At 63.8% G+C, this 21,681-nt stretch carries 20 protein-coding genes; 11 read left to right on the top strand and 9 right to left on the bottom strand.

Features of this window, described 5'->3' with window-relative positions:
* Nucleotides 1-79 precede the first annotated feature (79 nt).
* Nucleotides 80-1,408 (top strand): tetratricopeptide repeat protein, encoded by a 1,329-nt coding sequence (locus ACEOAC_RS16575; RefSeq protein WP_413443480.1) that lies wholly within the window; start codon nucleotides 80-82, stop codon nucleotides 1,406-1,408.
* 14 nt (nucleotides 1,409-1,422) lie between these two features.
* Here the strand turns inward: ACEOAC_RS16575 and ACEOAC_RS16570 are convergent, their stop codons facing one another.
* Nucleotides 1,423-2,346 (bottom strand): sugar kinase, encoded by a 924-nt coding sequence (locus ACEOAC_RS16570; protein WP_413443479.1) that lies wholly within the window; start codon nucleotides 2,344-2,346, stop codon nucleotides 1,423-1,425.
* 81 nt (nucleotides 2,347-2,427) lie between these two features.
* Nucleotides 2,428-3,720, bottom strand: coding sequence for an amino acid deaminase (locus ACEOAC_RS16565; RefSeq protein ID WP_413443478.1), 1,293 nt, complete (start codon nucleotides 3,718-3,720; stop codon nucleotides 2,428-2,430).
* Nucleotides 3,721-3,881: 161 nt separating this feature from the next.
* Between ACEOAC_RS16565 and ACEOAC_RS16560 the strand changes: the two genes are divergently transcribed.
* From ACEOAC_RS16560 to ACEOAC_RS16545, 4 genes are all read left to right on the top strand, one after another.
* Nucleotides 3,882-4,766, top strand: coding sequence for a MurR/RpiR family transcriptional regulator (locus tag ACEOAC_RS16560; RefSeq protein ID WP_006712912.1), 885 nt, complete (start codon nucleotides 3,882-3,884; stop codon nucleotides 4,764-4,766).
* Nucleotide 4,767: 1 nt separating this feature from the next.
* Nucleotides 4,768-6,258 carry an N-acyl-D-amino-acid deacylase family protein gene (locus ACEOAC_RS16555; protein WP_413443477.1) on the top strand — a complete coding sequence of 497 codons (1,491 nt, stop codon included), beginning with the start codon at nucleotides 4,768-4,770 and terminating at the stop codon, nucleotides 6,256-6,258.
* A 72-nt stretch (nucleotides 6,259-6,330) separates the two neighbouring features.
* Entirely contained in the window at nucleotides 6,331-6,714 is a 384-nt protein-coding gene (locus ACEOAC_RS16550; protein WP_006712914.1) for a RidA family protein, read from the top strand.
* A 240-nt stretch (nucleotides 6,715-6,954) separates the two neighbouring features.
* Complete coding sequence (locus ACEOAC_RS16545; RefSeq protein WP_006712915.1) at nucleotides 6,955-8,307, top strand: GntP family permease; 1,353 nt, start codon at nucleotides 6,955-6,957, stop codon at nucleotides 8,305-8,307.
* Between the two features lie 80 nt (nucleotides 8,308-8,387).
* On the opposite strand, the gene ACEOAC_RS16540 is transcribed toward ACEOAC_RS16545, so the two are convergent.
* Nucleotides 8,388-8,912 (bottom strand): hypothetical protein, encoded by a 525-nt coding sequence (locus ACEOAC_RS16540; protein ID WP_241813743.1) that lies wholly within the window; start codon nucleotides 8,910-8,912, stop codon nucleotides 8,388-8,390.
* 214 nt (nucleotides 8,913-9,126) lie between these two features.
* On the opposite strand from ACEOAC_RS16540, the gene rpsO reads away from it, so the two are divergent.
* From rpsO to ACEOAC_RS16525, 3 genes are all read left to right on the top strand, one after another.
* On the top strand, nucleotides 9,127-9,396 hold the full coding sequence (gene rpsO, locus ACEOAC_RS16535; RefSeq protein WP_006712917.1) for a 30S ribosomal protein S15: 270 nt from the start codon (nucleotides 9,127-9,129) through the stop codon (nucleotides 9,394-9,396).
* A 330-nt stretch (nucleotides 9,397-9,726) separates the two neighbouring features.
* Nucleotides 9,727-11,862 (top strand): polyribonucleotide nucleotidyltransferase, encoded by a 2,136-nt coding sequence (pnp, locus tag ACEOAC_RS16530; RefSeq protein WP_077235622.1) that lies wholly within the window; start codon nucleotides 9,727-9,729, stop codon nucleotides 11,860-11,862.
* Between the two features lie 354 nt (nucleotides 11,863-12,216).
* Nucleotides 12,217-13,509 carry an NAD(P)/FAD-dependent oxidoreductase gene (locus ACEOAC_RS16525; RefSeq protein WP_413443476.1) on the top strand — a complete coding sequence of 431 codons (1,293 nt, stop codon included), beginning with the start codon at nucleotides 12,217-12,219 and terminating at the stop codon, nucleotides 13,507-13,509.
* Between the two features lie 84 nt (nucleotides 13,510-13,593).
* Here ACEOAC_RS16525 and ACEOAC_RS16520 read toward each other — a convergent pair whose 3' ends face one another.
* From ACEOAC_RS16520 to pxpB, 6 genes are all read right to left on the bottom strand, one after another.
* Complete coding sequence (locus ACEOAC_RS16520; protein WP_241813742.1) at nucleotides 13,594-14,598, bottom strand: DUF2891 domain-containing protein; 1,005 nt, start codon at nucleotides 14,596-14,598, stop codon at nucleotides 13,594-13,596.
* Nucleotides 14,599-14,675: 77 nt separating this feature from the next.
* On the bottom strand, nucleotides 14,676-15,662 hold the full coding sequence (locus ACEOAC_RS16515; protein ID WP_413443475.1) for a DUF979 domain-containing protein: 987 nt from the start codon (nucleotides 15,660-15,662) through the stop codon (nucleotides 14,676-14,678).
* Nucleotides 15,659-16,387, bottom strand: a complete 729-nt coding sequence (locus ACEOAC_RS16510) for a DUF969 domain-containing protein (RefSeq protein ID WP_324879952.1) — start codon at nucleotides 16,385-16,387, stop codon at nucleotides 15,659-15,661. The genes ACEOAC_RS16515 and ACEOAC_RS16510 overlap by 4 nt, the downstream gene beginning before the upstream one ends.
* Nucleotides 16,388-16,600: 213 nt before the next feature.
* On the bottom strand, nucleotides 16,601-17,341 hold the full coding sequence (gene pxpA / locus ACEOAC_RS16505; RefSeq protein ID WP_413443474.1) for a 5-oxoprolinase subunit PxpA: 741 nt from the start codon (nucleotides 17,339-17,341) through the stop codon (nucleotides 16,601-16,603).
* 10 nt (nucleotides 17,342-17,351) lie between these two features.
* Nucleotides 17,352-18,386, bottom strand: coding sequence for a biotin-dependent carboxyltransferase family protein (locus ACEOAC_RS16500; RefSeq protein ID WP_413443473.1), 1,035 nt, complete (start codon nucleotides 18,384-18,386; stop codon nucleotides 17,352-17,354).
* The gene (gene pxpB, locus ACEOAC_RS16495) at nucleotides 18,383-19,036 is read right to left on the bottom strand and encodes a 5-oxoprolinase subunit PxpB (RefSeq protein ID WP_077235629.1); all 654 of its coding nucleotides are present in this window, start codon (nucleotides 19,034-19,036) and stop codon (nucleotides 18,383-18,385) included. The genes ACEOAC_RS16500 and pxpB overlap by 4 nt, the downstream gene beginning before the upstream one ends.
* A 211-nt stretch (nucleotides 19,037-19,247) precedes the next feature.
* Here pxpB and ACEOAC_RS16490 point away from each other — a divergent pair, with 211 nt between their 5' ends.
* From ACEOAC_RS16490 to tpiA, 3 genes are all read left to right on the top strand, one after another.
* A complete protein-coding gene (locus ACEOAC_RS16490) occupies nucleotides 19,248-19,775 on the top strand; it encodes a winged helix DNA-binding protein (RefSeq protein ID WP_006712932.1) in 528 nt (175 codons plus the stop codon).
* A 27-nt stretch (nucleotides 19,776-19,802) separates the two neighbouring features.
* Nucleotides 19,803-20,780, top strand: coding sequence for an NAD(P)H-quinone oxidoreductase (locus tag ACEOAC_RS16485; RefSeq protein WP_413443472.1), 978 nt, complete (start codon nucleotides 19,803-19,805; stop codon nucleotides 20,778-20,780).
* Nucleotides 20,781-20,882: 102 nt separating this feature from the next.
* Nucleotides 20,883-21,632 carry a triose-phosphate isomerase gene (tpiA, locus tag ACEOAC_RS16480; RefSeq protein ID WP_413443471.1) on the top strand — a complete coding sequence of 250 codons (750 nt, stop codon included), beginning with the start codon at nucleotides 20,883-20,885 and terminating at the stop codon, nucleotides 21,630-21,632.
* The last annotated feature ends 49 nt before the right edge of the window (nucleotides 21,633-21,681 follow it).

Raw genomic sequence — 21,681 nt, 5'->3', positions numbered from 1 at the left:
GTAAAGAACATGTAAAGACGAAGGCTTGCATTCTCACGCGTGCCGCCTTGATCCGATGTCCTTTCCGGGAGACCAGTCCATGCCTGAACCCCAGCAGCAGACGCAGCACGCCCACCAGGAGCGTTTGCACGCGGCGATCGACGCCCACATGGCCGGGCGCCTGGACGAGGCCCGTGCCGTCTACGAGGCGGTGCTGGAAGAGGATCCCATCGAGCCGGTGGCATTGCACTTCTACGGCATCTGGCTGCATCAGGCCGGGCGCCATGAAGAGGCGCTGGACAAGCTGGAGCTCTCCAGCGCGCTGGAGCCCGACAACGCAGCCTGGCACAACGACCTGGGCAACGTGCTGTTTGCGCTGGGCCAAATGGAAGACGCCGAGCAGGCCTACGCCGACGCGCTGGCACTGACGCCGCAAGATCACACCGTCTGGAACAACCTGGGCGCCGCCCTGCTCCAGCAAGAGCGCCGGGAAGACGCCATGGCGGCCTTCGAGCGGGCGGTGGAGATTGCGCCCGAGTTTGTGCCCTCCCTGCTGCACCTGGGCAGCCTGCATGAAGCCGCGGGCGACAAGATGCAGGCCTCGCACTACCAGTGCCGCGCCTACGTGCTGCCGCCGATGGAGGGCAAGTCCTGGGAGATGGTGGGGATTTCCTTCTATTTCCTCGGCCGTCTGGAGGAGGCCGCGCAAGCCTATCGCGCCTGGCTGCAAGAGCAACCGGACAACCCGATCGCAGCCCACATGCTGGCTGCCTGCTCACAGGACGAGGTGCCCGCCCGTGCCTCGGACCGCTACATCGAATCGCACTTCGACCGCTACGCCGAGACCTTCGAGACCAACCTGCTGCAAAGCCTGGCCTATCGTGGCCCCAGCCTGATCGCCCAGGGCCTGGCGCGGCTGGTGGCGCCGTCACGCCAGTTCGCCACCGTCGACATCGGCTGCGGTACGGGTCTGTGCGCGGCCCAGGTGGCGCCGTTCTCGCATCGCATCATCGGCGTCGACCTGGCCGGCAAGATGCTGGAAAAGGCCGCCAGCACCGGGCTCTACGCCCATCTGGAGAAGGCCGAGATCGGCGACTACCTGGCGCGGCATCCGCAATCCTGCGACCTCGTCACCGCCGCCGACACGATGATCTACTTCGGCGACCTGGATCAGGTCTTCGGCGCGGTCGCTGGCGCTTTGCGCAGTGGCGGCTATTTCGCCTTCACGGTCGAGGCGCTGACGGCCCAGGACCCCGCCGAGGCCGGTTATTGCCTGCATGCCAGCGGTCGCTATCGCCACGGGCGCGATTACGTACAGCAGGTACTGCAGGCGCACGGCATGGAGGTGCTGCACGACAGCGACGAGATCCTGCGCGAGGAAGTGCGACAGCCGGTGGCGGGCATGCTGCTGGTGGCCCGCCGCCACTGATCAGGCAGGCGTATTCAGGCCGCCGCGTGCAGTGCGGCTTCGACCTGGCTGCGGGTGGGGATGGGTTCCACCGCGCCATAGCCGGTGGTGGACAGGGCGGCGGCGACATTGGCGTAGCGCGCTGCCGCGAAGGGATCGCTGCCGCGCATCAGCTCGGCCATGAAGGCGCCGCCGAAGCAGTCACCGGCGCCGGTGGCATCCAGCGCCTGTACCGGATAGGGCGCCACCATGCGCCGCTCCTGGGGTGTGGCCACGTAGCAGCCTTCCTTGCCCAGCTTGAAGGCCACCAGTTGCACGCCATAGCCCAGCAGGCGGTCCACGATGGCGTCGCGATCTTCCAGTCCGGTCAACATGGACACATCTTCCCAGCTCGGCAGGCAGATATCGCACAGGCCGAAGGCCTGTTCCATCTTTTCGCGGGCGCGCTCCAGCGACCACAGACGCAGGCGCAGATTGGTATCCAGCGAGGTCGGAACGCCGGCTGCACGGGCCTGGGCCATGGCGGCCAGGCCTGCTTCGCAGGCACTTTCACTGATGGCCAGGCTGATTCCCGACAGGTGCAGGGCAGCCGCGCCGGCGACGCTCTCCAGCGGCAGGTCGGCCGTCTGGTACTGGCTGGCCGCCGAGCCGGCGCGGCGGTAGTGGAACTGATGGCCGCTGTCGTCATGGGTGACGAAGTAGATGCCGGTGCTGGCGCCCGGGCGCACGGCCACGTGCTGCACGTCGACCTGCTCGCGCTGCCACAGGGCCAGCAGGTCCTGCCCGAAATGATCATCGCCGACGGCGCTGACATAGGCCGAGGCCGCACCCTGGCGGGCGGCGGCGATGGCGAAGTTGGAGGTGTCGCCGCCATATCCCTGCAGGAAATTGCGCGGCGACGCGATGCTCTGGTTGAATTCCACCATGGCTTCGCCATAGGCGAGGATCTGCTTGCTCATGTTGTGCTGAAACGAAGTCGAAGTACGCAGGAACGAAAATGAATAAGAACCGGGAAGAAAACCCGGATGAACCGGGCGGCCTCAGAAGAAGGTCTGCACGATGTCGGTGACATCGAAGCGGGCATCCACCACCACCAGATGACGCCACTTGTCGAAGGTCAGGCAGGGGTGGGAGATGTCGAAGGCGATCATGTCGCCGACCTTGATGTCGTCGCCTGCGGCGATCTTGAGGTAGGCGTGCTGGTCCATCATGCCGGTCACTTCCCAGTGCGTTGGCGTGGCCTGCGGTTGGGTGTCATGGCCCGGACGGAAGCGCGTCACCGGTGCCGGCAGGCCGGCATCGAAGGCGGCGTCGCGCTTGCCCAGGGCGATGATGGCCTTGTCGTTTTCCGGGATGGATTGCACATACGCCCACAGTTGCAGCGCCGGCTGCAACTGGCTGCGCATGCTGTGCGCCACCGGATTACGGACCTGGATCTGCGCCTGCGCGGCGCGGTAGATGCCCACGTCGTGGGTCAGGTAGCAGCCCGGGCGCAGCACCACGTCCAGGGCCGCCCCGATATCGGCCTGGCCGAACTCTTCGGCCACCACGTCGTACCAGGCCGAACCGGCTCCGGTCAGCACCGCCGGACCGTGCGCCAGGCGGCGCGCCAGCTTGCCCTGCGCGGCCAGTTCGCCGATACAGGCCACGGCGCGTTGCAGGAAGCGGCGGATATCGACCTCTTCCTTGAGCACGCCTTCATACACTTCCACCCCGGCCAGGGCGAGGCTGTCCCAGCGTTCGATCTCGGCCAGCACGGCAGCCTGCTGGTCGGCATCGCGCACGCCGGTGCGACCGCCGGCCGGGCCCAGTTCCAGCAGCACGTTCAGGGTTTGCTTGCGTTCGGCGAAGAAGCGGCCGAGCTGCTCCACCAGGTCGGCCGAATCGACCAGGCAGAAGAATTCGAATGAGGGATCGGCCAGCAATTCCGAGATGATGGCCATGTTGCGCTTGCCCACCAGCTGGTTGGCCATGATCACGCGGCGCACGCCGTGGTGGTAGGCCGCCAGGGTCTGGTGCGCAGTGGCCAGGGTGATGCCCCAGGCGCCGGTGTCGAGCTGGCGCGCAAACAGCTTGGGCGCCATGGTGGTCTTGCCGTGCGGGGCCAGCTTGACCTGGTATTGGCCGACAAATTCCTGCATCCACTTCAGGTTGTGGGCGATCTTTTCTTCATACAACACCGCGGCTGGCAGGCTGATGTCCTCGTTGAGCAGGTTCCAGCGCACACTGCCGGCCTGCTGCGGCGACAGCGGCTGGGGCAGGGCGCCCAGACCCTTGTTGAGCGGGTCGACGATGCCGGGCTGATAAGGTCCGTGGTAGTTTGTATCATTCATCGCATTAATTCCTGTGAAATTAGGATTGACGTAATAATAGCCTTGAATTTACTATGTTTAAGCCGTGTTAGTAAATAACATAAATTATTTTAGCGGCTCTTTTTGGTGCATCCGGCATGCACTTTTCTGGGTATTTTCCGCCGACCTGATCCTTTCACCCCATGGCGCAGACATTGGACATCATTTCCCGCATCAGCGAGCGTAGCAGCACCTTGCGACTGGCCGAACAGAAGGTGGCCGAGGCCATCCTGGGCGACCTCTCTGCCGCCGCCAGCGCCAGCATCGGTGAGCTGGCCGAGAAGGCCGGGGTGTCGGTGGCCAGCGTGACACGCTTTGCCAAGGCCATGGGCTGCCGCGACGTGCGTGAATTCAAGTTCCTGCTGGCACAGGCGGTGGCGGTGGGCCAGCGCTTCTTCGATGGCGCCAAGACCCTGCCGTCGGAACAGCCGCCGGAACTGGCCGACGTGGTCTATCGCGACATCCATGCGGTGCTGGAACTGAACCGCGCCATGCTCAACCCGGACATGCTCATGCAAGCCGCGCACCTGCTGCAGGGCGCGCGCATGATCTACTGCTTCGGCATGGGCGGCGGCTCGACCATGATGTCCGACGAGGCGCGCTATCGCCTGGTGCGCCTGGGGCGACCGGTAGCGACCTACCACGACGCGGTGCTGCAGAAGATGGTGGCCGCCACCCTGGACAAGGAAGACGTGCTGCTGGTCTTCTCCACCACCGGCAGCGTGCCGGAACTGCTGGCCAGCTGCGAGGTGGCGCGAGAATACGGCGTCAAGCTGATTGCCATCACCGCCCTCGGTTCGCCACTGGCCAGGCTGGCCGATGTGCTCTTGCCCATCAAGACGCTGGAGACCGACCTGATTTTCAAACCGTCCTCGTCGCGCTACGCCATGATGGCGACGCTGGACATGCTGGTGCTGGAGCTGGCCCTGCTGCACAAGGAAAGCAGCCAGGAACGGCTGCGCCGCCTCAAGTACGTGCTCGACGCACATCGCGGCGGGGGCGACCTGCACCAGCCGCTGGGAGACTGACATGATATCCACCACCCATACCGAGGACGGGGAGCGTCGCTGCGACACCCTGTTCCGTCACGCCCTGGTGATCGACGGTTCCGGCGCCGAGCCCCAGGTGCTCGACGTGGCCGTCCACAAGGGCCGCATTGCCGCCATCGGCCAGCTCGACCACTGGCATGCCGCGCAGGAGATCGATGCCACCGGCCGCGTGCTCTCGCCCGGCTTCATCGACGTGCATACGCATGACGACACCAACGTCATCCGCACCCCGGAGATGTTCCCCAAGCTTTCGCAGGGGGTGACTACGGTCGTGGTCGGCAATTGCGGCATCAGCGCCGCGCCGGTCACGCTCAAGGCCGATCCGCCGGACCCGATGAACCTGCTGGGCAAATCCGAGGCCTTCCACTATCCGACCTTTGCCAGCTATGTCGAGGCCGTCAATGCCGCGCAACCGTCCATCAACGTGGCCGCGCTGGTCGGCCACACGGCCCTGCGCAACAACCATATGGACCGTCTGGATCGCGCTGCCACGCAGAGCGAAATCGACGGCATGCGCGCCCAGTTGCGCGAGGCGCTGGAGCATGGCGCGCTGGGCCTCTCCACGGGTCTGGCCTACGGCAATGCCATCAATGCGCCCACCGAGGAGGTGCTGTCCCTGGCCGAACCGCTGGCCGAGTTCGGTGGCATGTATGCCACCCACCTGCGCAGCGAATTCGCCGACATCCTTGAGGCCATGGACGAGGCCTTCCGCATCGGCAAGCATGCCCGCGTGCCGGTAGTGATCTCGCACCTGAAATGTGCCGGCGTGGAAAACTGGGGCCGCAGCAGCGAAGTGCTGCAGGCGCTGGAGGCGGCGGCGCGGCACCAGCACGTGGGCTGCGACTGCTATCCCTATACCGCCAGCTCGTCCACGCTGGATCTGAAGCAGGTGACGGCCGACTACGACATCCAGGTCACCTGGTCCGAGCCGCATCCGGAGCAGGGCGGCAAGATGTTGAAGCAGATCGCCGCCGAGTGGGGTGTGGATCTGCACACGGCGGCCGGGCGCCTGATGCCGGCCGGCGCGGTCTATCACTGCATGTCCGATGACGATGTCAATCGCATCCTCTCGCACCCGGCCACCGTGGTCGGCTCCGACGGGCTGCCCAACGATCCGCTGCCGCACCCGCGCCTGTGGGGTGCCTTCCCGCGCGTGTTGGGGTATTACAGCCGCGAACAGAAGCTGTTCTCGCTGGCCACCGCCGTGCACAAGATGACCGGCCTGTCGGCGCAGCGCTTTGGCCTGGACTTGCGCGGCTTCGTGCGGGTGGGCTATCACGCCGACCTGGTGCTGTTCGATGCGGACACCATCCGTGATGCGGCCAGCTTTACCGATCCGATGCAGCCGGCACATGGCATCGAGGGCGTCTGGGTCAACGGCCAACTGGCCTATCGCGGCCAGGACAAGCAGGCCACCGCTGCACGCTCCGGTCGCTTCCTGGCGCGCAAATTGCAGAAGGAAGCCGCCTGAATACGGTGAAGCCGGGCTTAGGTTTTTTTCGGTTTTTCAAGTTTCAATGTGAATCAAAGTGAAGGAGCAGCAATGAGTATTCAACGATTTGGCGTGGAAGGTGGCAGCGGTACCGGTGGTCAGCATCTGCCATTCGCACGCGCAGTGGCCGCTGACGGCTGGTTGTACGTGTCGGGTCAGGTGGCCATGGAAAACGGCGAAGTGATCGATGGCGGCATCGTGGCGCAATCGCACAAGGCCATCCAGAACGTGCTGGCGATCCTGAAGGAAGCCGGCTACGGACCGGAACACGTGGTGCGCTGTGGCGTCTGGCTGGATGACGCGCGCGACTTCCAGTCCTTCAACAAGGTCTTCAAGGAATACTTCGGCGCCAATCCCCCTGCCCGCGCTTGCGTGGTGTCGAGCATGGTGGTGGATTGCAAGGTCGAGGTCGATTGCGTGGCCTTCAAGCGCTGATGGCCTGGCGGGCTGGCATGGAAGGGGTCGACAAGTATCCCGATGCGGCCTGCCGATGAAGTGGCTGCAGTGAATGATGTGAGTCTGATGATTTGAGTCGTATCAATAATCTAAATTATTTAAATCATTTGATTCATCCGGACGTTTCAAGAGTTCTGTTCGATTTGGCAGTTCATGTTTGCCGGCAGGGGTGTGGTATCGCCGGCGGGTGTCTTTTTACCTTCTGAAGAGGAGCAACAGATGGAGGCTGTACAAGGGAGTGCGCTACTGGTCTATGCACTGGTAGCGGTGATTGCACTGATCGTGCTGATCGCCAAATTCAAGATGAATCCGTTCATCGTGCTGATCGTGGTCTCGCTGCTGCTGGGCCTGTCCGTGGGCATGCCGATGGGTAACATCGTCAAGGCCTTCGAAACCGGCGTGGGCAACGCGCTGGGTCACATCGCACTGGTGGTGGGGCTGGGTACCATGCTGGGCAAGATGATGGCCGAGTCCGGTGGTGCCGAGCGCATCGCCAACACCATGATCAAGGCCTTCGGTGAAAAGAACGTGCACTGGGCCATGATGACGGTGGCCTTTATCGTCGGTCTGCCGGTGTTCTTCGAAGTCGGTTTCGTGCTGCTGGTGCCGATCGCCTTCAACGTCGCCAAGCGTACCGGTACCAACATGGTGCTGGTGGGTATCCCCATGGTCGCCGGCCTGTCGGTGGTGCACGGTCTGATTCCACCGCACCCGGCCGCGCTGCTGGCGGTGACCGCCTATAGCGCCGATATCGGTCGCACCATCCTGTTTGCGCTGATCGTGGGTATTCCCACGGCCATCATCGCCGGCCCGATCTTCGGCAAGCTGATCTCCAAGGTGGTGATTCCCGATCCGGACAATCCGCTGATCTCGCAATTCGTCGATGACAGCAAGAAGGACCGTGAACTGCCGGGCTTCGGCATCACACTCTTCACCATCCTGCTGCCGGTGGCACTGATGCTCATCGGTAGCTGGGCTGACCTGTTCTTCGCACCCAAGACCTTCGCCAATGACTTCCTGCGCCTGATCGGCAACTCGGTCATCGCGCTCCTGATCGCTACCCTGGTGAGCTTCTGGACCTTCGGTCGTGCCCGTGGTTTCGGCGCCGACCAGATCCTGAAATTCAGCAACGAATGTCTGGCCCCGATCGCCAGCATCACGCTGGTGGTGGGTGCGGGTGCCGGCTTCGGTCGCATCCTGATGGATGGCGGTGTCTCCAAGGCCATCGTCGGTATCGCCACCGATGCGCATCTGTCGCCGCTGATCCTGGGCTGGTTCGTCGCTGCACTGATCCGCGTGGCCACCGGTTCGGCCACGGTCGCCATGACCACCGCCTGCGGCATCGTCGCGCCTATCGTCTCCACCGTCGGTGGCGTGCGTCCGGAGCTGATGGTGCTGGCCACCGGTGCCGGTTCGCTGATCCTGTCGCACGTCAATGACGGCGGTTTCTGGCTGGTCAAGGAATACTTCAACATGACCGTGCCGCAGACCTTCAAGACCTGGACCGTGATGGAAACGCTGGTCTCGGTGCTGGCCCTGCTGTTCACGCTGGCGCTGGCCACCGTGGTCTGAGCCTGACCGAACGTCCTCGTGACAAGGCCGCCCGCTGCAGTGCAGAGCGGGCGGCCTTTTTCATGGCGGCAGCGGGTGGCTCAGAAGCGCGAGCGGGTGTCGTCGAAGCGCGGATCGGGGCCGTTCTCGACCTTTTCCACGATGCCCTGGTCGGTGAAGTAGACGGTCATCTGCGAATTCCATACGCCGCTTTCCTTGAAACCGTAGTTCCAGGCCTCGAAGGGGATGCGGGCATAGCGTGTCACTTCGGTGGGGCGGCCGACCCGACGCAGCACGTCAAGCTTGGTGTCCTGCTTGGTGCGGATGGCGCGGAAGTTTTCGATCGTCCAGACTTGCTGGTAGGAAACCAGGCGATGATCAGGGCCGATGCGGGCCATGTACTGATACTGGCCGAAGGCGCCGGCAGCGTATTCGAAGAGGCGACTGTCGCCATCCGGATACACATTGCTGGGCGCGCCCAGGCGGGCGACTACCTGTTCTTCGCTCTCGCCGGGCGTCACTGGCGGCTGGAACAGCGAGGCACAGCCGCTCAGTGCGGCGCTGGCCAGCAGGGCTGCGGCCAGCAGCGGGCGGCCGCGGCGCAGGAGGGGGGAGAGTTGCTTCATGGTCAATTTCCTCTTGTTGTCATTCCGGTATCGCATCTTCGCCCGGGGATGGATGGGGCGTTCAGGTGTGATCCTGTCTGCGAATGTTGGTTGGAATGGCTTTTTGCTATATAATTTCGCGTCCGGTCGAGTTGGCCGGATTCTCATTTTTTGTTCACGGTATGCAGGGCACATCATTTGACGCTCCGCACACCGCTTGTGAAAGGTAAAAGCAATGTCCATCGAAAAAGCAGCCAAGGCTGCCATTATCTCCGAAAACGCCCGCGGCACGAACGACACCGGTTCTCCGGAAGTGCAAGTCGCGCTGCTGACCGCACGCATCAACGACCTGAACGGCCACTTCAAGGCCCACGTCAAGGATCACCACTCCCGTCGTGGCCTGATCAAGATGGTCAACCGTCGCAAGAGCCTGCTGTCCTACCTGAAGAACAAGGACGCCGACCGTTACCGCGCCCTGATCGAGAAACTCGGTCTGCGTAAGTAATTTGACTTCGCGTCTGGGTCTCCGGGCTCTGCCCCGGGACCACAATGAAATGCCTGCGTCACTCGTTGACGCGGGCATTTTGTTTTTTGCGATTCCGCAAGCTCAGGCGTAGGCCGGGGCGCAACGGAGCGCAACGCCCTCCGGGCAGGAATAGATCATTGTTTCATCGCGGCAGGCTGTTTGTTTGATCAATGCCGCGTTCGTCGTGAGTGACCGGTTTCGCCGGCCACTGTGGTGAGGTGAACGACAGCGCCTGAAAATCTGTCGGCAAAAGGAAGTCGCGCACCGCGGACACAGTCGGGGCAGGCTCCATAAAAGAAAGGAAATACCGTGTTCAATAAAGTAAGCAAGACCTTCCAGTACGGTCAGCATCAAGTCACCCTGGAAACCGGCGAAATCGCCCGCCAGGCCTCCGGCGCCGTCGTGGTCTCGGTGGAAGACACCGTGATCCTGGCTACCGTGGTGGCCCGCAAGGAAGCCAAGCCCGGCCAGGATTTCTTCCCCCTGACGGTCGACTACATCGAGAAGACCTATGCTGCCGGCCGTATCCCCGGTGGTTTCTTCAAGCGTGAAGGCAAGCCCTCCGAAAAGGAAACCCTGACCTCGCGCCTGATCGATCGTCCGATCCGCCCGCTGTTCCCGGAAGGCTACCTCAACGAAGTCCAGGTCATCATCCACGTGCTGTCGGTGAACCCTGAAATCGATCCGGACATCCCCGCCATGATCGGCGCCTCGGCTGCCCTGTCGCTGGCCGGCATCCCCTTCAACGGCCCGGTGGGCGCCGCCCGCGTGGCCTACATCGACGGCCAGTACGTCCTGAACCCGACCCAGACCCAGCTGAAGTCCTCGCAACTGGATCTGGTGGTGGCCGGTACCGAAACCGCCGTGCTGATGGTGGAATCCGAAGCCGACCAACTGTCCGAAGAAGTGATGCTGGGCGCGGTCGTGTTCGGTCACGAACAGTCCAAGGCCGTCATCGAAGCCATCCACGCGCTGGTGCGCGACGGTGGCAAGCCGGAAGTCCAGTGGACCGCGCCGGCCAAGAACGAAGCCCTGATCGCCCGCGTGTCGCAACTGGCCGAAGGCCCGCTGCGCGAAGCCTACCAGACCAAGGACAAGCAAGCCCGTACCGAGAAGCTGAAGGCCGTCTCGGCCCAGGTCAACGAAGCCCTGGTCGCTGAAGCCGCTGCCAACAACGGCGTGGCTGCTGACGCTGCCGAAGTCGGTTCCATCCTGTTCGACCTGGAAGCCAAGATCGTGCGTTCGCAGATCCTGGAAGGCGAACCGCGTATCGACGGTCGTGACACCCGCACCGTGCGTCCGATCTCGATCCGTACCGGCGTGCTGCCGCGTACCCACGGCTCGGCCCTGTTCACCCGTGGCGAAACCCAGGCCCTGGTCATCGCGACCCTGGGTACCGCCCGTGACGAGCAGAAGATCGACGGCCTCTTGGGCGAATACACCGACCGCTTCATGCTTCACTACAACATGCCTCCGTTCGCCACCGGCGAAACCGGTCGCGTGGGTACCCCGAAGCGTCGTGAAATCGGTCACGGCCGCCTGGCCAAGCGCGCGCTGATCGCCGCACTGCCGGCGGCTGACGAGTTCAGCTACTCGGTGCGCCTGGTCTCGGAAATCACCGAGTCCAACGGCTCCTCCTCGATGGCATCGGTCTGCGGCGGCTGCCTGGCACTGATGGACGCCGGCGTGCCGATGAAGTCGCACGTGGCCGGTATCGCCATGGGCCTGATCAAGGAAGGCAACAAGTTTGCCGTGCTGACCGACATCCTGGGCGATGAAGATCACCTGGGCGACATGGACTTCAAGGTGGCCGGTACTGCCAATGGCATCACCGCACTGCAGATGGACATCAAGATTCAGGGCATCACCAAGGAAATCATGCAGGTCGCGCTGGAGCAGGCCAAGGAAGGCCGCCACCACATCCTGGACAAGATGCAGGAAGCCGTCCCGGCCGGTCGTGCCGAGCTGTCCGACTTCGCACCGCGCCTGATCACCATCAAGATCAATCCGGAAAAGATCCGTGACGTGATCGGCAAGGGCGGCGCGGTGATCCGCGCGCTGACCGAAGAAACCGGCACCCAGATCGACATCAGCGACGAAGGCGTGGTCACCATCGCCTCCGTGGATGCATCGGCTGGCCAGGAAGCCAAGCGCCGTATCGAAGAGCTGACCGCTTCCGTGGAAGTGGGCAAGATCTACGAAGGCACCGTCCTGAAGCTGCTGGACTTCGGCGCCATCGTCCAGGTCCTGCCGGGCAAGGATGGTCTGCTGCACATCAGCCAGATCGCCAACGAGCGCGTCAATGCCGTGGCTGACTACCTGAAGGAAGGCCAGCAAGTGCGCGTGAAGGTCCTGGAGACCGACGACCGCGGTCGCCTGAAGCTGTCGATGAAGGCTGCCCAGGCTGAAGAGGGTGGCGAAGCTGCTCCGCAAGACCCGCAGTAAGTCCGTGCTCTGCCGGCGCTGACAAGGCTGCCGGCGAGTGACCGACAGAAAAATCCCCCATGCCTCGCGGCGTGGGGGATTTTTCTTTGGGCGCATGCGCTTGCGCTTGTGTGCTTGCCGGCCGGGACAATCTGTCCCAGTGATTTCGAACCAAAAGTATGAGAACCTGTCCTTCTGCAATGAGGGACATCAAGCTTGCTGCGATGTCCCCGGGTGTCACGGCCGCAAGGGGAGCCGCGCGCCAGTCTGCAGGTGCATCCGAATAGAGAGTAGGGGACATCTGTAGTGCCTGATCCGGCGCGAGCCGGTGGGTACATACAGGCAGAACAACACATTACTTTTGAAAGGAAGGCGATGCCCCATGTCATCATCATCGGTTGTGGATTCGGCGGCCTGGCTGCCGCGCGCGAGCTGGCCAGTGCCGACCTGCGCATCACCATGATCGATCGCAGCAACCACCACCTGTTCCAGCCGCTGCTGTACCAGGTGGCGACGGCCGGCTTGTCGGCGCCGGCCATCAGTGCGCCGATCCGCGCCATCCTGGCGCACCAGAGCAATCTGACCACCCTGATGGCCGCGGTCACCGGCATCGATACCGCCGGCAAGAGCGTCACGCTGGAAGACGGCAGCGTGCTGTCCTATGACCATCTGATCGTCGCGGCCGGCTCCACCCACAGCTATTTCGGTCACGACGAGTGGAGCGCGCTGGCGCCGGGTCTGAAGACGCTGGAAGATGCCTTCGAGATCCGCAAGCGCATCCTGATGGCCTTCGAGCGGGCCGAGCGCGAAACCGATGCGCGGCGCCGCCAGGAGTGGCTGACCTTTACCGTCATCGGCGGTGGTGCCACCGGCGTGGAAATGGCCGGGACGCTGGTGGAAATCGCCCGGCATACCTTGTCCGGCGAATTCCGCAATATCGATCCGCATTCGGCGCGGGTGGTGCTGGTGGAAGGCTCGGAGCGGGTGCTGGCGGCCTATCCGCCGGACCTGTCAGAAAAGGCGCGCGAGCAGTTGCAAAAGCTGGGCGTGGATGTGCGTACCGGCTGTCGCGTGGTGCATATCGACGAGACCTGCGTGCGCTATGCCAATTTCGACGGCGAGCAGAGCCTGGCCACGCGCACCGTGATCTGGTCGGCGGGGGTCGCGGCCTCGCCGCTGGGCAAGCAGCTCGGGGTCGAGGTGGACCGTGCCGGTCGCGTACCGGTGTCGCCGGAGCTCAATATCGCCGGGCATGAGGATGTGTATGTGATCGGTGACCTGGCGGCCGCGCAGTCCGATGGCAAGCCGGTACCGGGCGTATCGCCGGCGGCCAAGCAGATGGGGCGGGTGGCGGCGCGCAATATCAAGCATCGCGTCGCGGGACAGAAGCCCGAGACCTTCGTCTATCAGGACTACGGTTCGCTGGCCACCATCGGTCGCAAGGCCGCCATCGCCATGGTCGGCAAGCTGAAGTTCTCGGGCTACCCGGCCTGGTTGTTCTGGCTGTTCGTGCACGTGTACTTCCTGATCGGCTTCCGCAACCGCATCATGGTGATGGCCGACTGGGCCTGGGCCTATTTCACCTTCAAGCGCAGCGCGCGGGTGATCTCGGCGACCATGCCCACGCAGGCCGAAGCGCCCTCATTGCGCAAGGAAGTGGCCGAGTAGTTTTCGCCGCGTCGCAGAAACAACGCCCGCGTTTCCATGGCTGGAAGCGCGGGCGTTGTGCTGTGTGGAGACAGGGTGTCGGCCTCAGTCTTCCAGCGCCAGCATGGCGAAGCTGGCCAGCCAGTGTCCGCCGCTGTAGTGGCTGCCGACCACCTGATCGATGGAGGCGCCGATGTGACGCTGTACGGAGGTCTCCATGGCAGCGCGTGCCGCGTGGGTGGCGGGCAGGTGTCGCAGCACGGTCTTCATGCACCAGGCGCGGGACAGGTTCAGGCCATCCAGGTGGGCGATCTTGGGATCGGTGGGGTCCGAGACATGCGCCGGCTGCATGATCTGCGAGACCTCGGCCACGCGCGGCAGGTAGCGGTCGAACCAGGCGGGGAAGTCCGCTGTGGGAAGTGCCTTGCTCATCAGGAGTGCTTCGGTCAGCGCGCCGGAAATGTACTCGTCACCGCCCGGTTCATAGTGAGCGGGATAGTCGGTGTCCTTGCTGAAATACCGCAGGGCGCTGTCTACGATGACCGTTTCCAGTTCGCTGTCCTGCACGTGGCGCGCATAGTCCAGCGAAAGCGCCAGTGCGAAGGCGGTGTTGTAGTGGGTACCCACGCGGATGGGATAGCTGAGCTTGGAGAGATAGTCCAGCAGGCGGCTGCGGATTTCCATGGTCAGCGGCGCCATGGCGCTGCGCCAGGCAGCAGCGCGGGGCAGGGCCGACTGTGCCAGTTCCTGGTCCAGCGCCAGGATCCAGCCGAAGCCATAGGGGCGTTCGAAGGGGCCGCGACCGCCGACGCGGAAGTAATCGGTCTCGCGTTCCATCAGTTCCCGCGTGAAGTGCTCATCGAAGATGTCTTCGATGTCGCTGCGCGCCGGCAGGGCCGGGAAACGTTGCACGCAGCGCAGCAGCAGCCAGAAGCCATGGACCGCCGAGTGCCAGTCGTAGCAGCCGTAGAACACCGGATGCATGGCGCGCGGCGAGAGCACGTCTGCTGCGCCATGGAGCACATGCATGATGTGGTTGGGATATTCCTGGCGCAGATAGGCCAGTGGCATGCGGGCGAAGGCATCGGCCCGTTCGAGGGTGAGTTGCATGGGGACTCCTTGAGGCTAGGGGAGGCGACGCCGCCAGCGCCGATGGGTGCATGGCGGCGTCTTGCCCATCGCTGGGATCAGCGGAAGGCGAGGAAGTACATCAGGAACACGTTGACCGTCAGCAGCGTCAGGGCGGTCGGAATCTGTACCTTGATGACCTGGTACTTGTTCTTCAGTTCCAGCAGTGCAGCCGGCACGATGTTGTAGTTGGCGGCCATGGGGGTCATCAGGGTCCCGCAGTAGCCGGAGTACATGCCGATGGCCACCAGCGGTGCCGGGTCGGCATGATGGCCGACGATCAGGAAGGGCAGGGCGATGCCCGCGCTCATCACCGGGAAGGCGGCAAAGGCGTTCCCCATCACCATGGTGAACAGTGCCATGCCCACGCAATAGATCACCACCACCAGGAAGCGGTTGTCCGGATTGACGAACAGGCTCACCACCTGCTGCACCGAGGTACCGGTCTTGGCGGCCACGAAGACGCCTCCCAGCATGGCCAGCATCAGCGGCAGGATGGCGGCCCAGCCGATCGAGTCCACCAGCCGGCGCGACTGGCGCACTGCCTGCAGCGGCGTGCCACGGGTCAGCACGCAACCGGCGATGAGGGCGAAGATACAGGCTACGCAGAGTGCGGCCAGGGTCAGTTGCTTCTGGTCCAGCAGCATCACGCCGCCAACCGATACGCCCTTGAGCAGCACGGTACAGGCCACCGTGATCACCGGGATCAGCACGGCCGGGAAGAACAGCCAGTTGCCCAGACGCTTGGCCGAGCTCACGCGTTCTTCGTAGCTCGAAGTGGCGTAGCTGCCCATGGAAAGCATGCCGGTGCCGGCGATGAGCGAGATGATGATGACGGTAGCGCCGATGATGCGGTGACCCATGGACTTGCCCAGGTTCTCCACCAGCAGGTCGCCGAACAGGAAGACGGCGCCGAACAGGAACCAGAACAGTGCCGTGCTCAGGCGCTTGGGGTTGCCCTTGTCGCGCAGGGTCATCACCACCAGCATCATGACGATGATGCCGATGAGGTAGTAGATGCGGTTGATGGAAATGAGCGTGTTCATGCGGCCACCTTGGAAGAGTCGTTTTGGCCGGCTTTCCAGGCATCCACGTCGCGGCGGATGGAGGCGTCCAGGCGGGTCAGGCGGAACATGTGGATCACCAGCGCCGAGAGGGCGGTGGGAATGGCCCATAGGCCGATGTGCAGGGGTTCGATGTTGGTGATGCCGTTTTCCTTGAGGAAGGCATCCATCAGCAGGACGGCGCCGAAGGCGATAAAGATGTCTTCGCCGAAGAACACGGCGATGTTGTCGCAGGCGGCAGCGTGCGCCTTGATCTTGTCGCGGATGGGTTGCGGCAGGTCTTCGCCATAGGCATTGACGGCGGCACCCTCGGCCATCGGCGCCAGCAGCGGACGCACGGTCTGCGCCTGGCCGCCGAGATAGATCAGACCCAGCGCGGCAGTTCCTTCACGCAGTAGGAAATAGAGCATCAGGATGCGCGCGGAAGTGGCGCTGGCAATGCCTGAAATCCAGGCTTGTGCACGTTCCTTCAGACCGTAGTGTTCGAGCAGCCCGATAATGGGCAGGATCAGCAGGAAGGTCGCCAGGGAACGGCTGTTGACGAACTTCTCGCCGAAGGTTTCCAGCAGCATGCCGAAATCCATGCCGACCGAGAGTCCGGTCGTCAGCCCCGCGACCGTGACCACCAGCAGCGGGTTGAAACGTAGTGCAAATCCGGCCACGACAATCGGTATCCCGATCAGTGGCAATAGTGTCGTGCTCTCCATGAAGACTCCTGGTTGTGAATGAGTTGAACCAGTCGCTGCAAGGGCCATGCCAGCCTGATCGTGGCCTCCCTGCTGATACGCCCTGGTGGGCGCAGGCATGGTGTAGCCGCGATCTCATGGTCTCCCTGCGTCGACATTTTTAATTGTTATGGGTACTGCAATTTGTCCGGAGGACCGGGCAATTCGTGAGGCGCGCTAGCGCCGACAAGCTGTTCAGGCCGCGGCACGCACGGCGATGCGTTCTTCATGCAGGCGGGCGCGGATCTGCCGCGCAAAATCCAGCGCATGCGGGCCGTCTCCATGCAGGCAGACGGTCTGGGCGTTCACGCTGACAATGCTGCCGTCGACGGCCTTGACCTGCTTCTGCTGGACCAGCATCAGGGTCTGGGCGATGGCGTCCTGATCGTTCTCGATCATGGCGCCCGGCTTGCTGCGTGCCACCAGGCTGCCATCGGCCTCGTAGGCGCGATCGGCGAAGACTTCTTCCACCGCGTTGAGGTCGGCATGACGGGCGGCGGCAATCAGTTCGCTGCCGGCCAGGCCAACCAGGCTCAGTTCCGGATTGAAGGTGCGGATGGCGGCGCAGATGGCGTTGGCCAGCACGGCATCCTTGGCGGCCTGGTTGTAGAGCGCACCATGCGGCTTGACGTGGCGCAGGCGGCCGCCTTCGGCGCGCACGATGGCGTCCAGTGCACCGAGTTGGTAGAGCATGCCGCTGACGATTTCCTCGGGCGGCAGGTGCATGGTGCTGCGGCCGAAGTTTTCGCGATCGGGGAAGCTGGGGTGGGCACCGATGGCGACGTGGTTCTGGATCGCCCAGCGCACGCAGCGGCGCATGGTGGCGGCGTCGCCGGCATGCCAGCCGCAGGCGATGTTGGCCGAGCTGACCAGGGTCAGCAGTTCTTCATCGGTGTCGCAGCCTTCGCCGAGATCGGCATTCAGGTCGATGTGCATGGCGTAATCCTCATTTCTTGTAGAGCGTGGCGCGCGACCAGTCCAGTGCCGCCACGGTATCGCGGATGGTATCGAGATAGCGCTGCTGTTGCTCGGCCGCGAGCAGGGCTTGTTCCAGGGTGCAGGGCTCAAGCCGCAGGGTGGCATTGAGCGGTGCCTGCGCCAGCTTCCACAGGTCGGCGCCGATGACCACGCCGATCTTGGGATAGCCTCCGGTGGTCTGGGCGTCACCCATCAGGATGATGGGCTGGCCCGAAGGGGGGACCTGGATCACGCCCGGTACCACGCCATGGGAGAGCATGTCGCGGGCGTGCTTGCGCTTGAGTTCTTCGCCTTCCAGCCGGTAGCCCATGCGGTTGCTGCTGGGGGTGATACGCCAGGGCGTGGACCAGAAGGCTTCGCGTGCGGCCTTGGTGAATTCCTCGATCTCGGGGCCGGGCAAGACGCGCAGCGTGATATGCCCGCCGCGCTGATGCGCTGGCAGGTCGCTGCGGCGCCAGTCGGGGGCGCGGACACCGAAGGCTGGGCCGCTGACTGCGCGCAGGGCGGCCTGGTCGTCACCGACGGCGAGTTTGTCGCCACGCTTGAGGGCGCGTCCCTGATGCCCACCGAAGCCGGCTTTCAGGTCGGTGCTGCGTGAATCCAGGACCACGGGCACATCGATGCCACCGGCCACGGCCAGGTAGCTGCGCATGCTGTGGCGCGCCGGGTGCTGTGGCAGGTCGGACGCCACGGGGGCCAAGCGCAGTACACTGCCGGCGCTGACCGGCAGGCTCCAATAGGCCGATATCGGTTTGCCGTCGAGCGTGGCACCGATATCGTCGCCACCCAGTGCAATGCGGGTGGCGCGACCGAAGCGCAGTTCGCAGAGGCCCATGGTGATCTCGATGCCGGCGGCGCCGGGCGCATTGCCGACCAGCAGGTTGGCGCTGGCCAGGGCCAGTGCGTTCAGGGCGCCACCGGGATGGATGCCCTGGCTGCGATGGCCGGGCCGTCCGAGGTCTTGTACTGAGGCCAGCATGCCGGGTTGGAGGATCTCGATCATGCGTCGATCCTTTCCACGGTGAAGCGCACATGGTCGCCCGGACGCAGCAGCGTCGGTGGTTCCTGGGCCGGGTCGAACAGGTGCAGGGCGGTCTGGCCGATCACCTGCCAGCCACCGGGTGAGGGCATCGGGTAGACGCCGGTCTGCTCGCCGCCGATGCCCACCGAACCGGCAGGAATGGTCATGCGCGGGGTGGTGTGGCGTGGCGTGGCCAGTTCCGGGGCCAGGCCACCCATGTAGGCAAAGCCCGGCATGAAGCCGAGGAAATAGACCACGTAGTCACCGGCGCTATGGCGGCGGATCACTTCCTCCCTGGACAGGCCGGTGTGGCGCGCCACGTTCTCCAGGTCGGGGCCAGCATCGCCGCCGTAGACCACCGGGATCTCGACCACGCGGCCCTGGTAGCGGCTGGCATGCAGACCGGGCCAGGCTTGCGTGATGCGTTCGCGCAAGGTGTCCAGATCACGCACCGGGCGGTGCAGGAACAGGGTCAGGTTGTTCATGCCGGGGACCACTTCGCTGACTTCGTCCCATTGGGCGGCCAATTGGGCCAGGTTCCAGATGCGTTGCTGCTGGGGCAGGCTCGCAGGCGCGGGCAGGCTGCAGAGCAGCGCGCTGTCGCCTAGCGGATGAATCTTCGGGGGCTGCATGTTCTTGTTGTTGCTCGGTATGGATGAAGCGATCGGCCCGTGATGGCGTCGGCGCGTGAATCGGCGGCAGTTCTTGTCGGCTTGTAAATTTAAGGCGACTACCTGGATGCCGATATTACCTTCCGCGCAAAATACAGACAATGTGTCGATAAATTATTTATTTTGCTTTGCGATATAGTGTTGCCATTTTGTCGTGACTGAACTTGCCCTGATGAACCAGCCCAACCCACCTTCCAACGCACCCCAGATCGTCTCTTCCCAGCATCTGGTTTCCGAGCGCAGTGCCGAGATGTCCGAGCTGGAATACGGACTGATCATGGCGGGCAACGCCTTCAACCGCTGGATGGTGCGCTGCATGTCGGCCGCCGGCGCCAAGGACATGACGGCCATCGAAGTCTCCCTGCTGCACCATGTGAACCACCGCGAGCGCAAGAAGAAGCTGGCCGACATCTGCTTCGTGTTGAACGTCGAAGATACCCACGTGGTCACCTATGCATTGAAGAAGCTGGTGAAGGCCGGTCTGGTGCAGAGCGAGAAGGCCGGCAAGGAACTGCTGTTTTCCACCACGCCCGAGGGGCAGGCGCTGTGCATGCGCTACCGTGAGGTGCGCGAGCGCTGCCTCATCGAGACCCAGGCCGAAAGTGGCGTCTCCAATCACGACATCGGCCAGGCGGCCCAGCTGTTGCGCAATGCCTCCGGGCTCTATGACACGGCTGCGCGCGCCGCGGCGTCGCTCTGAACCCACTATCGATCAAGGACAGGACCCATGCGAGCAATCGAAATCAAGGAATTTGGCGGCCCCGAGGTATTGCAGCCCTGCGAGCGCCCGGTGCCGGAGTTGAAGCCCGGTGAAGTGTTGATCAAGGTGCATGCCGCTGGCGTGAACCGTCCGGACGTGTTCCAGCGTACCGGCAACTATCCGGTGCCGCCGGGCGCCTCCGACCTGCCTGGCCTGGAAGTGGCCGGCGAGATCGTGGCCGGTGAGCTGGGTGACAGCGGCTTCAGGCTGGGCGACCTGGTCTGCGCGCTGGTGCAGGGTGGCGGCTATGCCGAATACTGTGCGGCCCCGCTGGCGCAGTGTCTGCCGGTACCGAAGGGACTGAGCGCCCTGGAGGCGGCCGCGCTGCCGGAAAACTACTTCACGGTCTGGAGCAATGTCTTCGACCGGGGCCAGTTGTCGGGCGAGGAAACCCTGCTGGTGCAGGGCGGTTCGTCCGGGATCGGCGTCACGGCCATCCAGATCGCCCGCGCCCTGGGGCATCGCGTGTTCGCCACCGCTGGCAGTGCCGAAAAGTGCCGGGCCTGCGAAGAGCTCGGTGCGGAACGTGCCATCAACTACAAGACCGAGGATTTCGAGGCCGTGGTCAAGGAATTGACCGGTGGCCGTGGGGTGGATGTCATCCTGGACATGGTCGGTGGGGATTACCTGCCACGTGAAATCAAGGCGCTGGCCGATGACGGTCGGCTGGTCTTTATTGCCCAGCTGGGCGGTGCCAAGGGGCAGCTCGACATGGGGCAGGTGATGCGTCGTCGCCTGACCATCACCGGTTCGACCTTGCGCCCGCGCCCGGTGGCGTTCAAGGCGGCCATTGCCGCCAATCTGCGTCAGCACGTCTGGCCGCTGATCGAAGCCGGCAAGATCAAGCCGGTGATCCACCAGCGCTTCCCGCTGGAGCAGGCGGCCCAGGCGCACGCGATGATGGAATCGAGTGCCCACATCGGCAAGATCATGCTGGAACTGTAGGCGCGCAGGTGAAGCTCGGGCGGTCCGGTTTGACCGCCTTTACAGCAACCGGCTACAATACGAGGTTATCCAAATTGACACCCATCTCGTAGAACACAGCCTATGCGTCGCAAACTTGTAGCCGGTAACTGGAAAATGAACGGCAGCCTGGCTGCCAATGCGGCCCTGGTGGCCGGCATCAAGGAAGGCCTGCCGGCCGCTGTCTGCGACGTCGCGGTATGTGTTCCGGCACCTTATCTGGCACAGGTGCAGGGCGCCGTCGCTGGTTCGGCCGTGGCGCTGGGTGCGCAGGACATGTCGGCCCACGCCTCCGGTGCCTACACCGGTGAGGTGTCGGCATCGATGTTGCAGGAATTTGGCGTGCAATACGTCATCCTCGGCCACTCCGAGCGCCGCGCCTATCATGGTGAATCCGACGCGGCGGTGGCGGCCAAGACGGTGGCAGCGCTGAGTGCCGGCCTGGTGCCGGTGGTCTGCGTGGGTGAGACGCTGGAGCAGCGTGAGGCCGGCCAGACCAATGAAATCGTGGGTGGTCAGCTCGATGTGGTGCTGACGGCCTTGAGCGTTGAGGATGCGGCGCGCATCGTGGTGGCTTACGAGCCTGTCTGGGCCATCGGCACCGGCAAGACGGCGACGCCGGAAATGGCGCAGGAAGTCCATGCCATGTTGCGTGCACGCCTGGGTGCCAAGAGTGCCGAGGCAGCCGCCAAGGTGCGCATCCTGTACGGCGGCAGCATGAAGCCGGATAACGCGCAGCAATTGCTGGCCATGGTCGATATCGATGGTGGTCTCATCGGCGGCGCGGCACTGAAGGCAACGGATTTTCTGGCCATCGTCAACGCGGCGGCCTGAAGGGTAGAGTAAGGGGTTTGTCAGTTGCGGAAGGGATACTTCTGCAGCA

It is taken from the genome of Herbaspirillum frisingense, from assembly GCF_047325095.1.
GTDB lineage: Bacteria > Pseudomonadota > Gammaproteobacteria > Burkholderiales > Burkholderiaceae_D > Herbaspirillum > Herbaspirillum frisingense.
This window is presented reverse-complemented; position numbering and strand designations above follow the sequence as displayed.

Excerpts from the sequence above, each read along its gene's own strand:
- ACEOAC_RS16525 (WP_413443476.1), top strand. The coding sequence starts at position 12,217 with ATGCCCCATGTCATCATCATCGGTTGTGGATTCGGCGGCCTGGCTGCC.
- ACEOAC_RS16545 (WP_006712915.1), top strand. The coding sequence starts at position 6,955 with ATGGAGGCTGTACAAGGGAGTGCGCTACTGGTCTATGCACTGGTAGCG.
- ACEOAC_RS16540 (WP_241813743.1), bottom strand. The coding sequence starts at position 8,912 with ATGAAGCAACTCTCCCCCCTCCTGCGCCGCGGCCGCCCGCTGCTGGCC.
- ACEOAC_RS16515 (WP_413443475.1), bottom strand. The coding sequence starts at position 15,662 with ATGAACACGCTCATTTCCATCAACCGCATCTACTACCTCATCGGCATC.
- ACEOAC_RS16485 (WP_413443472.1), top strand. The coding sequence starts at position 19,803 with ATGCGAGCAATCGAAATCAAGGAATTTGGCGGCCCCGAGGTATTGCAG.
- ACEOAC_RS16570 (WP_413443479.1), bottom strand. The coding sequence starts at position 2,346 with ATGAGCAAGCAGATCCTCGCCTATGGCGAAGCCATGGTGGAATTCAAC.
- ACEOAC_RS16565 (WP_413443478.1), bottom strand. The coding sequence starts at position 3,720 with ATGAATGATACAAACTACCACGGACCTTATCAGCCCGGCATCGTCGAC.
- pxpA (WP_413443474.1), bottom strand. The coding sequence starts at position 17,341 with ATGCACATCGACCTGAATGCCGATCTCGGCGAAGGCTGCGACACCGAT.
- tpiA (WP_413443471.1), top strand. The coding sequence starts at position 20,883 with ATGCGTCGCAAACTTGTAGCCGGTAACTGGAAAATGAACGGCAGCCTG.
- ACEOAC_RS16560 (WP_006712912.1), top strand. The coding sequence starts at position 3,882 with ATGGCGCAGACATTGGACATCATTTCCCGCATCAGCGAGCGTAGCAGC.
- ACEOAC_RS16550 (WP_006712914.1), top strand. The coding sequence starts at position 6,331 with ATGAGTATTCAACGATTTGGCGTGGAAGGTGGCAGCGGTACCGGTGGT.
- ACEOAC_RS16520 (WP_241813742.1), bottom strand. The coding sequence starts at position 14,598 with ATGCAACTCACCCTCGAACGGGCCGATGCCTTCGCCCGCATGCCACTG.
- ACEOAC_RS16510 (WP_324879952.1), bottom strand. The coding sequence starts at position 16,387 with ATGGAGAGCACGACACTATTGCCACTGATCGGGATACCGATTGTCGTG.
- ACEOAC_RS16500 (WP_413443473.1), bottom strand. The coding sequence starts at position 18,386 with ATGATCGAGATCCTCCAACCCGGCATGCTGGCCTCAGTACAAGACCTC.
- ACEOAC_RS16555 (WP_413443477.1), top strand. The coding sequence starts at position 4,768 with ATGATATCCACCACCCATACCGAGGACGGGGAGCGTCGCTGCGACACC.
- pxpB (WP_077235629.1), bottom strand. The coding sequence starts at position 19,036 with ATGCAGCCCCCGAAGATTCATCCGCTAGGCGACAGCGCGCTGCTCTGC.
- ACEOAC_RS16575 (WP_413443480.1), top strand. The coding sequence starts at position 80 with ATGCCTGAACCCCAGCAGCAGACGCAGCACGCCCACCAGGAGCGTTTG.
- ACEOAC_RS16490 (WP_006712932.1), top strand. The coding sequence starts at position 19,248 with ATGAACCAGCCCAACCCACCTTCCAACGCACCCCAGATCGTCTCTTCC.
- rpsO (WP_006712917.1), top strand. The coding sequence starts at position 9,127 with ATGTCCATCGAAAAAGCAGCCAAGGCTGCCATTATCTCCGAAAACGCC.